Source organism: Rhizobacter sp. (assembly GCF_032229685.1).
In the GTDB taxonomy this organism is placed as follows: domain Bacteria; phylum Pseudomonadota; class Gammaproteobacteria; order Burkholderiales; family Burkholderiaceae_C; genus LMDS01.
Genome location: NZ_JAVTWP010000019.1, coordinates 1 through 11,873, shown reverse-complemented (window position 1 = coordinate 11,873; position 11,873 = coordinate 1). Strand labels below are relative to the sequence as shown.

The window sequence follows — 11,873 nt, the reverse complement described above, 5'->3', positions numbered from 1 at the left end:
CTCCTTCCCATCCCGAACAGGACAGTGAAACGCCTCAGCGCCGATGATAGTGCGGGTTCCCGTGTGAAAGTAGGACATTGTCAGGCTACTATTAGAAAAGGCCTCCGTCGATAGACGGAGGCCTTTTCGCTTTTTGAAATTCGATTTTGAAATTCGATTTCCAGCAGGTCAGTAGTTCGCTCCGAGTTGGATTGCCGTCGCACGTCGATATATCGACTCACCGCGTCTGATGTTTTGCACGTAGTTAAGACATGGGCGGAAGCAGCGCGAACGCTTCACGGGCCCCGCGTTCCCTAGCGCGGTGTATCAAGCTGGCGTCGAAAAGCGCAGCGGCCAGCGCCCGCTCACGGCGTCCGACGATTTCAACGAATTCATGGGCACCGTTCATCGCTCTGAACGTGTCGAAGCCCTGTTCTAGAAACCCTTGGAGTTCGCCCAGCCCTGCCGCGCGTGCTGCGGGGCGCATCAATCGCAGCCCGTTTCTGAGCAGAGGCTTTCGGGTCAGCGCGTCCAAGGCCCGAGCAACGTCGAGAGTCAGGTCAACCTGCGCGATGCGCCCAGCTGGCTGCCCCGTCGCCTGCCAGGCTTTGATGTAGTTGGCCGCGTCGACGCTTGGCTCAGCGAGTTGCCTGCCCATCTCGGTGTCGAGTTGTTCGGACAAGGCATGCAGTTCAGCGAGCGAGGCCACGGTGTCAACGATCTCTTTCGGAAACAGCCTGACCAGTGCCGGGACGACTCTCGAAAATTGCGCGTCGCGCCGACTGAAGTCTTCCGGCCCGTAAAGCTCCTCGAGAAAAAAGCGGCACGCCGCGCCGTGCCGCTCGCTGCCCAAGAGGTCGGCGTAGGTCTGACGAAACCGTTGCTGCTGATACTCCTTGATTGCACAGACTTTTGCGTTCAACCCCTCTTCGTCCGCACGTCTCTCACGCTCCGCCTCGACGGTGCGCAATCGATCTTGAATGAACTCGGCTGCGGGCATGGTGAACCTGACGTGTCGAAGACGCTGCCGGCGCGCGAACGACGCTGCTAGGATTCCAGCATGCTCGCGCGCCTTCAGCAGTTCATCACCGTCGCGCTGATCTGTGGCGCAACGTTGTGGGCTGTGTATTTTCTGCAATCCGGCCGCCCGGCATGGGGATGGGTCGGAGCTTTTCTGATTCTCGCGGGCTACGCGATGTTTCTCGGCGTCGAGTTTCTGCTGCTTGCCTGGGTTCAGGAAACCGGCCCGGCCCCGCGGCCCAAAGCGGCTCATTTGCTGAAGGCATGGTGGGGTGAGGTGCTCACTGCCCCGCAGGTGTTCTGCTGGCGTCAACCGTTTCGCTCAACTGCCGAGCCAGACCACCTCGACAAGCCCGCAGGCGGCCGGCGCGGAGTGGTGTTCGTGCACGGATTCGTCTGCAACCGCGGATTCTGGAACCCCTGGCTGAAGCGCATGCGCGCAACGGGCGTTCCCTTCGTCGCGGTGAATCTCGAGCCACTCTTCGATTCGATCAGCCGCTACGCCGACACCATCGACGCGGCGGTCAGCCAGGTGGAAGTCGCCACGGGCCGGCCGCCGGTCGTCGTCGCGCACAGCATGGGTGGGCTGGCAGTTCGTGCCTGGCTCGACAAGTTCGACGCAGACGATCGGGTGCATCGGGTCATCACGGTTGCCACGCCGCACAGCGGCACGTGGTTGGCACGCTACGGTCGCACCGTGAACAGCCGCGAGATGGCGTTGAAGAGCCCCTGGTTGCTCGGGCTGGCAGCGCAAAGCCCCAGCCAGCGGCATTCGCTGTTCACCTGCTTCTATGGCAATTGCGACAACATCGTCTTTCCGGCGTCGACCGGGACGCTGCCCGGCGCCGACAACCGGCACATCGCGGCCACCGCGCACGTTCACATGGCGTTTCAGGCAAGCGTGTTCAGCGAGGTGTCGCGATGGCTCGCTTCTCCGGATCTTTCGCCAGCCGACGCCGGCTCTGCGCGGGCCAGCGCGGCGCAGTAAGCCATCCAGGCCACGGCCGAGGCAAGCGCCAGGTGCATGACGGTGTGACCACTGATCCAGCCGGAGGCTTCCAGCACGAGCGCATCGCCCGTCTCGAACAGCTTGGCCAATGCATACAGCGTCAGCACGACCACCCAGTCGGACACGTCGGTCCATCGCCCTGGCAAGCTCAACGCGCCAGCTGGAATCACGAGCACGGGGATGATCTCCAGCATCAGCAGCGGGCGCATGTCGATGTGGCCACCTTGCGATCCGGCCAGCCACACGGCGCCCCCGATCAGCGATATGCCGAACAGCACCAACCCACAAATTCGGGCCGAGCCGAAACGTGAGTGCACACGCTCCGCCAGCAGCCCGAGCGTCAACATCACGAAACCGCTCGCGGTCGTCACGTGCGTGAGCACGTACAGCGCGTCTTGTGGGCGAGCATGGTAGAGCGCAGCGGCGGCGGCGGAAACGACGGCGCACGCCTGAAACAGCTGCCAGGGTGTGCGCAGCTGCGGCGGCCAATGGCTGGCTCGCGTCGCCTGCCACCCCCAGGCCGCGGCCGCGAGCATGGCGGCATTGACCCAGACGTTGGCTGCACTTGGCATGCCGAGCCAGGTGCGCTCATCGGCATAAAGATGCGCGCTGGCGGTGAGTTCCACCGGGCCCCAAGCCAACAGACCCATCGCCACGGCGAGTGTCATGGACGCGAGCATCACCAGCGCGCAGCGCCTGCCGAGCTGCTCGATCATGAGGTGGCTTGCGGCAGTGCGCCGCGGTCATGGGGGGTCGATATCACGCCGCGCAGTCTGTTCGCCGCGCGCTGCTCGCACAATCACCCCGAAGGGGGTTCGCTGGGCGGTCGGGTGGAGAACCCGCGCGGCGTCGCCGCGCGGCCCCTGTGTCAGTGCTCCGACTCGCCGAGGGCCCGGTAAGCCAACGCTCCCAGCACGGCGCCCACGATCGGCGCGACCCAGAACGCCCACAGCTGCGCGAGCGCCCAGTCGCCGGCGAACACCGCCACGCCGGTGCTGCGGGCCGGGTTCACCGACGTGTTGGTCACCGGAATGCTGATCAGGTGGATCAGCGTCAGCCCGAGGCCGATCGCCAGCGGCGCAAAACCCTGCGGCGCGCGTTTGTCGGTCGAGCCCATGATGATGATCAGGAACATCATCGTCATCACCACTTCGGTCAGCAGCGCCGCGAACATCGAGTACTTGCCCGGCGAGTGCTCGCCGTAGCCGTTCGACGCGAAGCCGGCTGTCACGTCGAACCCGGCCTTGCCGCTGGCGATCAGGTACAGCACGCCGCCGGCAATCACCGCACCCAACACCTGCGCCACGATGTACGGCAGCAGCTTGCCGGCCTCGAAGCGGCCGCCGGCCCACAGCCCGATTGACACGGCCGGGTTCAGGTGGCAGCCCGACACGTGGCCGATGGCGTAGGCCATGGTCACGACGGTCAGGCCGAACGCGAGCGACACGCCCGTCAAGCCGATGCCCACCCCCGGAAACGCGGCAGCGAGCACCGCGCTTCCGCACCCTCCCAGAACGAGCCAGAACGTACCGAAGCACTCAGCGGCGTATGCCTTCATTCGCGATCCCCTCAAGTTGTTTTGATTGGCCGGGGCTCGGGCGCCCCGATCGAAGCCCTGTTCGGGCCGGCGCACTGTGACATCGGCCTGCAAAGGTGTCATCGCCTTCGCAGGGCCGAGGTGGACATGTTCACAACGTTGGGGCGCAGGCGCCACAGGCGCCGAGCTGTGCGCCGGCTTCGGTCAGATCTCGCGAACCAGCTGCAAGGTCGCGGCCTGGGACAGGTTGAGCAACTGGGCGATGTCTTTCAAGTCGTCGGGCAGGGCGGCGTTGTCCCAGCCGTTGGCGGTGTGCCGCGCCAGCCGCACGGCGAGCGCCACGCTGCGCACGCTGGGGTGCTCTGCGTGGCGGTCGTCGCTGATGCGGATCAGCAGCTCGGGCAGCCGCCAGGCTTTCATCAGCGACTGCTGCAGGTCCATCAGGTCGATGTTGAGCGCGGCGAGCTGGGCCGCGCTGGAGCGCAGCGCCGGGTCGGCGCGCTGCGCCCGCTGGATGCTCAACGCCAGCTTGGGCGCGTGGCACCACAGCAGCATTTCGGCGAAGTCGTGCAACAGCGCGGCGGCGTGGATCACTGCCGAGTCGTGGTCCATGCGGTGCACGGCGAAGCCGAGTGCGAAGTTGGCACTGCGGTGAGCGCGCTGAAGCGTCTGGTTCAGCCCGGCCAGCGCCTCGGGTTCGTCGCGCAGCCGGTCTTCCACCGTGGGTTGCACGCCGAAGCTGCCGAAGAACGGCGAGATGCCCATCATCACCAGCGCGGCGGTCACGGTTTCGGTGTCGGTCACGACGCGGCTGCCGCGGTGTGTCGACGAGTACGCCAGCACCTTCAGCGTCATCAGCGGGTCGCCCGAGATCATTTCGCCGATGCCGTTGGCGTCGACATCGTCCTCGTTGGCGCGCAAGGCTTCGAGTGCTTCGGAGGTGTGTGCCAGCACCGGAATCTCGGCCGCGCGGAAGTGCGCCGTCCATGCCGCCAGGTCACGCAGTGGCTGCGTCAGGGCGGAGCTCGGCAGTGGCGGGGCGCTGGACATGGTGGCGGGGAATCGGGGGATCGTTCCTGCTTATCGGCTGCCGAGCGGCCCGGCTTGAGCCGGCCGTGCCGCTACAACGACAGGACGTGGCCTTCCTGCGGTTTGACCTGCCCACCGAGCAGCGTGGCGTAGCAGGCTTCGATGGCGCCTTCACCCTGGCCGCGCACCACCACCAGCCAAGGCTGGCGCGGGTCGGTCACCGGCTTCATGAACGCCGCCCAGGCCGCCGCCATGCGTTGCTGCAGGCCGGCGCCACCCCAGTCGGCCACGCGCTTCTTGACTTGTGCGGGTGCAAAGAACAGCACCGGCCGTGGCCCCGGCAGGCCCTTGCCGCTGCCAAGCGCTTCCCAGTGGGTCCCTCCGACCGAGCAGCTGTAGGTGAGCTGCTCGCCGAGGTGCGCATGCACACTGGCGCGCACGGCCACGCTGCCGCTGAAGTCGACGTAGACGCTGGGCACCTGCGCCAAGCTGCTCTGCACCGCGTCGTAGCTCAGCACCTCGTCATAACAACCGAGCGACCGGGTGAACGCGAGGTTGGAGGGCGAGGTGAGGCCCACGATCTTCACCGAATCGGCCGTGCCACGCCGCTGCGCGAGACAGAACGCGGTGCCGTAGGCGGTCTTGCTCGAAGCGCTCGACAGCACCACGCTGCGCGCGCCGAAGAACTGGTTGTCGGCCAGGAAGTCGTCGATCAGGAACGAGGTCATGAAGAGCGGGCGCAGCAGCGCCTGTTCGGCTTCGCGACCGGCCACGTAGCCCGGGTCGGCGCTGCAGCGCAGGTACTGGTTGTAGACCGGGTGGAGTTCGCGCCGGTGCGCCGCACCATCGGAAAAGCCGCCTTCGTTCAGGCGCACCGGCTGCAACACCGCTTCGTCGCCGATCGGCCAGTAGCCGTAGTAGCGCTCGCCGGGCTCGACGCCGGCGCAGCGTGATTCGGCCACGGTGGCGAAACCCCAGACCGGGATGCAGCCGGTCGTGGCTTCACCCGTCGGGTAGAAGCCCCAGTAGTTCATCGCGTCGCCGAAGGCGGCGTAAGTGATGTTGTTCGAGGTCAGGGCGAACGAGTCGACGTGCATGCGCACCTCGCCTTCTGCCAGCGTGGCGGGTGGGCTGTTCACCCAGCGTGTCTGGTGCAGGTTGGTTCGCTCGACGACAAAACGCTTGCTCATCACTTCGCTCCAGGGTCGGTTTGGCCTACGATGAAGTATCACGTTTGCACCGGCGCCCATGAACACCATCCGCCTGCCCCAAGGGGAAACACTGCCTTCGATCGGCCTGGGCACCTGGCGCATGGGCGAGTCGGCCGGCAGCCGGCGCGCCGAGCTGGCGGCGATCCGCCTCGCCGTCGAGATCGGCTACCGCGTCTTCGACACCGCCGAGATGTACGGTGAAGGCCGCGCCGAGCAGTTGCTCGGCCAAGCCCTGGGTGACGCCTTGCGTGCCCATGCCGTGCGGCGCGAAGAGCTCTTCGTCGTCAGCAAGGTCTACCCGCACAACGCGAGCCGCGCCGGCACCGTGGCGGCCTGCGAACGCAGCCTGAAACAGCTCGCGCTTGGTCAGATCGACCTGTACCTGCTGCACTGGCCCGGCAGCTTTGCGCTGAGCGAGACCGTCGAAGGCTTCGAAGCGCTGCAGGCAGGCGGGCGCATCCGGCATTGGGGCGTGAGCAACTTCGATGTCGAGGCCATGCAGTCGCTCGTGGCCACGCCCGGTGGCGAGCGCTGCGCCAGCAACCAGGTGTATTACTCGCTGACCGAGCGTGGCCCCGAGTTCGACCTGCTGCCCTGGCAGCGCGAACGTTCGATGCCGCTGATGGCTTACAGCCCGGTCGACCAGGGCGTGCTGTCGCACGACCGTGGCCTGGCGCGGCTCGGCGAACGACTCGGCGCCACCGCGTCGCAACTCGCGCTCGCGCGGCTGATGGCCGAACCCGGCGTGATGGTGATCCCGAAGGCGGTGCGTGAAGCGCATCTGCGCGAGAACTTCGCGGCCTGCGAAAGGGTGTTGACGCCCGACGACATCGCGGAGATCGACCGCCTCTTTCCTGCACCGCGGCGCAAGTCGGCATTGGCGATGCGCTGATGTTCTGAAAAGAGATGGCGGTGCGCCGGCTCGTTCACCGGCGCACCGCGATCAGGCTTCACAGCCGGGTCACGCCGCAGACCCAGCCGACCAGCTTGCCGTCGAGGTACAAGGCCCCTTCGGGTGCGCCGGCTTCGGCGTAGAACTCCAGCAACGGTTCAAGCGGCGTGGCGGCAACCGCCGGGCGCGCCAGTCGCCGCGAGAGGCGGGCCAGCACCGCGCTGGCGCGGCGCAGGCTCAGGGCCGCGAGGCGGCGGGCCCCTTCGCTGTGGGGATGCTGGGGGGCCACGTGGCTCCAGCGCAAGTCTTTCAAGCTCGACATGATGGTGTCCTTCATCGGGGCTGCGCGGCGTGGCCGCGCAGCATTCATGGGCTGCGTTTCAGTCGTTCCAGTTCGCGTTGCAGCATGCGCGACGCTTCTTGGCGTGAGGCGCTGCCACCGGGGCGGTGGCTGCCGGCGCGGCGGAACCGGGCATGCGCAACGATCGGGTTGCGCGGCTTTTGGGCGGTGACGGTGATCTTCATGAGGTTCTCCTGAGGTCGGCGAAAAGTGACCGGCAAAAGGTGGTCGACAAAAACTGCGGCAAAAAACAAACGGCCCGGGGTGCAGATGCAGCCCGGGCCGTGCGGCGACTGAAACGTCGCGTGCGACGGTTCAGCGTGGCGGCGAACCCGGCGGTGCTGCGAGAGCACCCATGGCCTTGGACTGCAGATTCATCGACAACACCGCACGCGCCGCAAGGCGGGGAGCCGGTGTTCGGATCGATGCGCAGAGGTGGGCCATGAGACTTTTCGAGAGTGGGTGGGGCGGGGTGTCGTCGCGGCGGAACGCTTCAGCTGCGACTTGCGCAAATGATAAACGAACGATTATCTTGCGCAAGGGGGTTTGATCACTTTGTTCTAGGGGGTTGGCCGGATGCCACGGCCGGCCCCGCTCAGCGCTTCTTCTTCAGCGGTGCGATCGCGGCCTGGGTCTGGCGCCACAGGTCGCTGTCGTCGGCACCCGACCCCGGTTTCGCGCCGGGCCGGGGCGGCGCGGCGGGCGCCGGTGTCAGCACTTCGCCCAGCAGGTCGAGCAGCCGGCCGCGGGCGCGCTGCGGGTGGCGGCGGTAGTAGGTGAGCACCAGGCCGACGATGAAACGTTCGTCGTCGTCCTGCGGCACGTTGCGCAGGCGATCGTCGTCTTCGCGGGGCGGCGGCGCGGCGGCGAAGGCACTCGCCGTGGCGCTGCGCGTCGGCGTGCGCTGCGGCTCGTCCATCCAGCCCGAGGGTTTGTGGCACAGCTGCTCGAACTGCCGCGCCAGGCGCTCTCCGATCTGGCGCGAGCGGCCCTTGATCTGGCTCCAGTAACTGGGCTGGATCTGCAGCCGTTCGGCGAAGCGGCCTTCCAGGCCCCGCAGGGTGGCGGCATCGGGGTGTTTGACGGTGGCCTGCACGAACTCGTCGAACAGGAGCAGGGCGTTGTCGTGGCGTATCTGCGCGACATCGCGGGGGCCGGGATTCATGTCGCAGATGATAAAGCGTCGTTGAGCAGGCCGGCCGGCCCGGGCGAGTGGTGATTGCACCGGCAGGGGCAAGCCGGGTCCAATCGGTGTTTTGTGCACAGGGGCGGCGCATGAACAAGACTCTGGCGGTGAACCTGGTGGCCGCGTTGACGCTGGGGGCGGCGCTGGCAGCGCGCGCGGCCTGCCCGCCGGCAGGTTGGGACGAAGCCTCGCTCGAGCGCCTGCGCTCCGACAAATTCCAGCTCGCCGACCCGGCCGCGCGCAGCGCACTGGCCAGCGCACTCACCGACTGCCTGGCCGACCCGCGCCCGCAACTGCGCGACGGCGTGGCCTTCGAAGCGCTCTCGGCCTGGATGCGTGCCGGCGCGTTGCCGGCAACACAACTCGACTCGCTCCGCAGCCAGATGCAGGCCCGGCTAGGCGCCGACGACCCGAATGGCTTCGGCCGTCCCTTCGCTGCGCTGGTGCTGGCCGAGATCGCGCGCGTCGATCGGCTCAAGCCGTTTCTGGACGCGCCCTCGCGCGACAGCTTGCTGCGTGCCGCGCTCGCGTACGAAGCCGGCATCCGCGACCACCGCGGCTTCGACGCGGTGCAAGGCTGGCGCCACGGCGTGGCCCATGGCGCCGATCTGTTGCTGCAACTCGCGCTGAACCCGGCACACGGGCGCGACGCGCTCGACGCCATCGTCGCCGCGGTCGGCGCGCAGGTGGCCCCGGCCGGCGAGCACTTTTACGTCTACGGCGAAAGCGAACGGCTGGCGCGCCCGGTCTACTACGCGGCGCAGCGCGGCCTGCAAGACAGCGCCTGGTGGAGCGCGTGGCTGGCCACGCTCGCCGCGCCCGCACCGCTGCCGAACTGGGGCGAAGCGTTCAAGACCCAGGCCGGCCTGGCCCGCAAGCACAACACGCAGGCCTTCGTGCAGGTGCTCTACGTGATGGTGCGCGAGGGTGGCAACGAGGCGCTGCAGCAGCGCCTGTTGCCGGGGCTGGTCGCCGCGTTGAAGCTGCTGCCCTGATCGGTGGGGCGGTCTTCCGGGTGGAAAATCGCGCCACGCTTTCGCCAACCTCCCCAGGACATTGCTGATGACGACGCTCGGAACCCCGCACTCACCCCAGGCCACCCGCGTGATGCTGCTCGGCAGCGGCGAGCTCGGCAAAGAGGTGCTGATCGCCTTGCAGCGCCTCGGCGTCGAGACCATCGCCGTCGACCGCTACGAGCACGCGCCGGGCCAGCAGGTGGCGCACCACGCCCGCACGATCACGATGAGCGACCCGCAGCAGCTCAAGGCGCTGATCGAGGCCGAGCGGCCGATGCTGGTGGTGCCCGAGATCGAAGCCATCGCCACCGGCATGCTCGAAGAACTCGAAGCCGCCGGCGTCGTGCGCGTGATCCCCACCGCCCGCGCTGCGCGCCTGACGATGGACCGCGAAGGCATCCGCCGGCTCGCCGCCGAAACGCTGGCGTTGCCGACCAGCCCTTACGTCTTCGCCGATTCGCTCGAAGAACTGCAGGCGGCCATCGACTCGAAGATCGGCTACCCCTGCATCGTCAAGCCGGTGATGAGCAGCTCGGGCAAGGGCCAGAGCAAGATCGACGGCCCTGCCGACGTGAAGAAGGCGTGGGACCACGCGATGGCCGGCGGGCGGGTCAGCCGTGGCCGCGTGATCGTCGAAGGCTTCATCGACTTCGACTACGAGATCACCCAGCTCACGGTGCGCGCACTCGGTGCCGACGGCCAGGTCGAGACCCACTTCTGCGAGCCGATCGGCCACGTGCAGGTGCAGGGCGACTACGTCGAAAGCTGGCAGCCGCACCCGATGCAGGCCAGGGCCTTGCAACGCTCGCGCGAAATCGCCAAAGCCGTCACCGACAACCTGGGTGGCCAGGGCCTGTTCGGTGTGGAGCTGTTCGTCAAGGGCGACGAGGTCTGGTTCAGCGAAGTCTCGCCGCGCCCGCACGACACCGGCATGGTGACGCTGATCACGCAGTGGCAGAACGAGTTCGAATTGCACGCCCGCGCGATCCTCGGCCTGCCGGTGAACACCGCACTGAAGAGCCCCGGCGCGAGCGCTGTGATCTACGGGGGCGTCGATGCCAAAGGCCTGGTGTTCGACGACGTCGACGCTGCGCTGCGTGTGCCCAACACCGACCTGCGCCTGTTCGGCAAGCCCGAGAGTTTCATGAAGCGGCGCATGGGCGTGGCGCTGGCCTTCGATGCCGACGTGCAGCTCGCCCGCGCCCGGGCCAAGGAATCGGCCGCCTGCGTCAAACCCCGCGCCGGCTGAGGCCCGCTTCGCCCGCCGCGGCAGCGGGGCAACCCGAATGTGTGGTTTGCACGACAGCCGCAGCGATTGCAGGCGCTAGCCCTCGCGGCGGGCGTTCATCTGCCGACATGGGGTTACGCTTGTCTCGTGGCTGATCAGGCCGCGTGCGGGCGGGATGAGGAGAAAACAAACATGACAACAGACACCTGGTTGATGGCCCTGGTGGTGGCCTTGCTGGTCGGCGCGGGCGCCGGCTTCTGGGGCGCCACGGTACTCGCCAAGCGGCGCTTGAAGGATCAGATCAAGCGCGCTGCCGAGTCGCTTCGCCAGCAGCACAGCGCGGTGGTCGAGGGCCTGCGCGGCGCGCAGTCGCGGGCCCAGACCGAGCTCGAGCAGACGCGTGCCGGCTTCAAGCGCCAGCTCGACGCGGCGGCTGCCGAACCGCGCGCTGCGGCGGCGCGTGCCGAAGAGCGCCTGCTCGCGGCTTATGCAGAACTCGATCGCTTGCGCCGGGGCGGCGCTGCCACCGGGCCGGCGGAACTGACCGACGGTTTTGCCGCCACACGGCCGATGCGCGACGGGCTCTGAGCCGCGGCGTCGGCGGCGCTTCAGTCGTCGTCGCGCGCCTTGTACTGGCCGACGAGCGTGGCCTGCACCGAAGGCGGCACCGCCTCGAAGTGGCTCAGCTCCAGCACGTAGCGGCCTTCGCCGCCGGTCATGCCGTTCAGGCGTGCCTGGTAGCCATTCAGCTCTGACAAGGGCACCTGCCCGCTCACCGTGATGGCGCCGCCGGTGAGCGTGTGCGTGCCGTTCACCTGCCCACGCTTGGCCGACAGGTCGCCGGTGATGTCGCCCATGCTGTGCTCGGGCGCGGTGATCTCGACCTTGACGATCGGCTCCAGCACGATCGGGTTGGCCTTCTTCACGGCGTCGATGAAGGCCTTGCGGCCGGCGGTCGCGAAAGCGATGTCTTTCGAGTCGACCGTGTGGAACTTGCCGTCGTAGACGATCACGCGCACGTCTTTCACCGCGTAGCCCGCGATCACCCCGCTGTCGAGCACCTGGCGAACGCCTTTTTCGACCGCCGGGATGTACTGGCCGGGAATGGTGCCGCCCTTGACCTGGTCGACGAACTCGAAGCCCGCACCGCGCGCCAGCGGCTCGATGCGCAGGAACACCTCGCCGAACTGGCCGGCACCGCCGCTCTGCTTCTTGTGCCGGTGGTGGCCTTCGGCCTTGGCGGTGATCGTCTCGCGGTAGGCGATGCGCGGCGGGCGGGTGTTGACCTCGCACTTGTAGACCTCGGCCATGCGCTCGAGCAGCGTGCGCAGGTGGAGTTCGCCCAAGCCGTAGACCACGGTCTCGTTGGTCGCGATCACGTGCTCGACCTTCAGGCATGGGTCTTCGTCGATGAGCTTCTGCAGGT

At 67.5% G+C, this 11,873-nt stretch carries 13 protein-coding genes, 1 rRNA gene and 1 pseudogene; 6 read left to right on the top strand and 9 right to left on the bottom strand.

Features of this window, described 5'->3' with window-relative positions; genetic code table 11:
• Positions 1-86, top strand: a 5S ribosomal RNA gene (gene rrf / locus AC30PD_RS08290); the annotation flags it as partial.
• 158 nt (positions 87-244) lie between these two features.
• Here the strand turns inward: rrf and AC30PD_RS08285 are convergent.
• Positions 245-979 (bottom strand): DUF8198 family protein, encoded by a 735-nt coding sequence (locus AC30PD_RS08285; protein ID WP_489535177.1) that lies wholly within the window; start codon positions 977-979, stop codon positions 245-247.
• A 60-nt stretch (positions 980-1,039) separates the two neighbouring features.
• Between AC30PD_RS08285 and AC30PD_RS08280 the strand changes: the two genes are divergently transcribed.
• Positions 1,040-1,987: an esterase/lipase family protein gene (locus tag AC30PD_RS08280; protein WP_489535176.1), complete on the top strand. Its 948-nt coding sequence runs from the start codon at positions 1,040-1,042 to the stop codon at positions 1,985-1,987.
• Here AC30PD_RS08280 and AC30PD_RS08275 read toward each other — a convergent pair.
• The 4 genes from AC30PD_RS08275 to AC30PD_RS08260 all read right to left on the bottom strand — a co-directional run bounded on the left by AC30PD_RS08275 (position 1,891) and on the right by AC30PD_RS08260 (position 5,764).
• Positions 1,891-2,724, bottom strand: coding sequence for a hypothetical protein (locus AC30PD_RS08275; RefSeq protein ID WP_489535175.1), 834 nt, complete (start codon positions 2,722-2,724; stop codon positions 1,891-1,893). The genes AC30PD_RS08280 and AC30PD_RS08275 overlap by 97 nt on opposite strands.
• 152 nt (positions 2,725-2,876) lie before the next feature.
• Complete coding sequence (gene aqpZ / locus AC30PD_RS08270; RefSeq protein WP_489535174.1) at positions 2,877-3,566, bottom strand: aquaporin Z; 690 nt, start codon at positions 3,564-3,566, stop codon at positions 2,877-2,879.
• A gap of 183 nt (positions 3,567-3,749) precedes the next feature.
• Positions 3,750-4,595, bottom strand: a complete 846-nt coding sequence (locus AC30PD_RS08265) for an HDOD domain-containing protein (protein WP_489535173.1) — start codon at positions 4,593-4,595, stop codon at positions 3,750-3,752.
• Positions 4,596-4,666: 71 nt separating this feature from the next.
• Entirely contained in the window at positions 4,667-5,764 is a 1,098-nt protein-coding gene (locus AC30PD_RS08260) for a DUF2855 family protein (RefSeq protein ID WP_489535172.1), read from the bottom strand.
• Positions 5,765-5,822: 58 nt separating this feature from the next.
• Between AC30PD_RS08260 and AC30PD_RS08255 the strand changes: the two genes are divergently transcribed.
• Positions 5,823-6,677, top strand: coding sequence for an aldo/keto reductase (locus tag AC30PD_RS08255; protein ID WP_489535171.1), 855 nt, complete (start codon positions 5,823-5,825; stop codon positions 6,675-6,677).
• Positions 6,678-6,735: 58 nt separating this feature from the next.
• Here the strand turns inward: AC30PD_RS08255 and AC30PD_RS08250 are convergent, their stop codons facing one another.
• From AC30PD_RS08250 to AC30PD_RS08240, 3 genes are all read right to left on the bottom strand, one after another.
• Positions 6,736-6,999, bottom strand: coding sequence for a hypothetical protein (locus AC30PD_RS08250; protein WP_489535170.1), 264 nt, complete (start codon positions 6,997-6,999; stop codon positions 6,736-6,738).
• A 44-nt stretch (positions 7,000-7,043) separates the two neighbouring features.
• Positions 7,044-7,202, bottom strand: coding sequence for a hypothetical protein (locus AC30PD_RS08245; protein ID WP_489535169.1), 159 nt, complete (start codon positions 7,200-7,202; stop codon positions 7,044-7,046).
• 410 nt (positions 7,203-7,612) lie between these two features.
• Positions 7,613-8,182, bottom strand: coding sequence for a hypothetical protein (locus AC30PD_RS08240; protein ID WP_489535168.1), 570 nt, complete (start codon positions 8,180-8,182; stop codon positions 7,613-7,615).
• 110 nt (positions 8,183-8,292) lie between these two features.
• Here AC30PD_RS08240 and AC30PD_RS08235 point away from each other — a divergent pair, with 110 nt between their 5' ends.
• From AC30PD_RS08235 to AC30PD_RS08225, 3 genes are all read left to right on the top strand, one after another.
• Entirely contained in the window at positions 8,293-9,198 is a 906-nt protein-coding gene (locus AC30PD_RS08235; RefSeq protein ID WP_489535167.1) for a DUF2785 domain-containing protein, read from the top strand.
• A gap of 67 nt (positions 9,199-9,265) precedes the next feature.
• Positions 9,266-10,468, top strand: coding sequence for a formate-dependent phosphoribosylglycinamide formyltransferase (gene purT, locus AC30PD_RS08230; RefSeq protein WP_489535166.1), 1,203 nt, complete (start codon positions 9,266-9,268; stop codon positions 10,466-10,468).
• Positions 10,469-10,639: 171 nt separating this feature from the next.
• Positions 10,640-11,035 carry a hypothetical protein gene (locus AC30PD_RS08225; RefSeq protein ID WP_489535165.1) on the top strand — a complete coding sequence of 132 codons (396 nt, stop codon included), beginning with the start codon at positions 10,640-10,642 and terminating at the stop codon, positions 11,033-11,035.
• 20 nt (positions 11,036-11,055) lie between these two features.
• Here AC30PD_RS08225 and fusA read toward each other — a convergent pair.
• Positions 11,056-11,873 (bottom strand): annotated as a pseudogene (gene fusA / locus AC30PD_RS08220) (elongation factor G); the annotation flags it as partial.

Coding starts and splice junctions, on each gene's coding strand:
- aqpZ (WP_489535174.1), bottom strand. CDS start 3,566: ATGAAGGCATACGCCGCTGAGTGCTTCGGTACGTTCTGGCTCGTTCTG.
- AC30PD_RS08265 (WP_489535173.1), bottom strand. CDS start 4,595: ATGTCCAGCGCCCCGCCACTGCCGAGCTCCGCCCTGACGCAGCCACTG.
- AC30PD_RS08280 (WP_489535176.1), top strand. CDS start 1,040: ATGCTCGCGCGCCTTCAGCAGTTCATCACCGTCGCGCTGATCTGTGGC.
- AC30PD_RS08225 (WP_489535165.1), top strand. CDS start 10,640: ATGACAACAGACACCTGGTTGATGGCCCTGGTGGTGGCCTTGCTGGTC.
- AC30PD_RS08250 (WP_489535170.1), bottom strand. CDS start 6,999: ATGTCGAGCTTGAAAGACTTGCGCTGGAGCCACGTGGCCCCCCAGCAT.
- AC30PD_RS08245 (WP_489535169.1), bottom strand. CDS start 7,202: ATGAAGATCACCGTCACCGCCCAAAAGCCGCGCAACCCGATCGTTGCG.
- AC30PD_RS08275 (WP_489535175.1), bottom strand. CDS start 2,724: ATGATCGAGCAGCTCGGCAGGCGCTGCGCGCTGGTGATGCTCGCGTCC.
- AC30PD_RS08255 (WP_489535171.1), top strand. CDS start 5,823: ATGAACACCATCCGCCTGCCCCAAGGGGAAACACTGCCTTCGATCGGC.
- purT (WP_489535166.1), top strand. CDS start 9,266: ATGACGACGCTCGGAACCCCGCACTCACCCCAGGCCACCCGCGTGATG.
- AC30PD_RS08240 (WP_489535168.1), bottom strand. CDS start 8,182: ATGAATCCCGGCCCCCGCGATGTCGCGCAGATACGCCACGACAACGCC.
- AC30PD_RS08260 (WP_489535172.1), bottom strand. CDS start 5,764: ATGAGCAAGCGTTTTGTCGTCGAGCGAACCAACCTGCACCAGACACGC.
- AC30PD_RS08235 (WP_489535167.1), top strand. CDS start 8,293: ATGAACAAGACTCTGGCGGTGAACCTGGTGGCCGCGTTGACGCTGGGG.
- AC30PD_RS08285 (WP_489535177.1), bottom strand. CDS start 979: ATGCCCGCAGCCGAGTTCATTCAAGATCGATTGCGCACCGTCGAGGCG.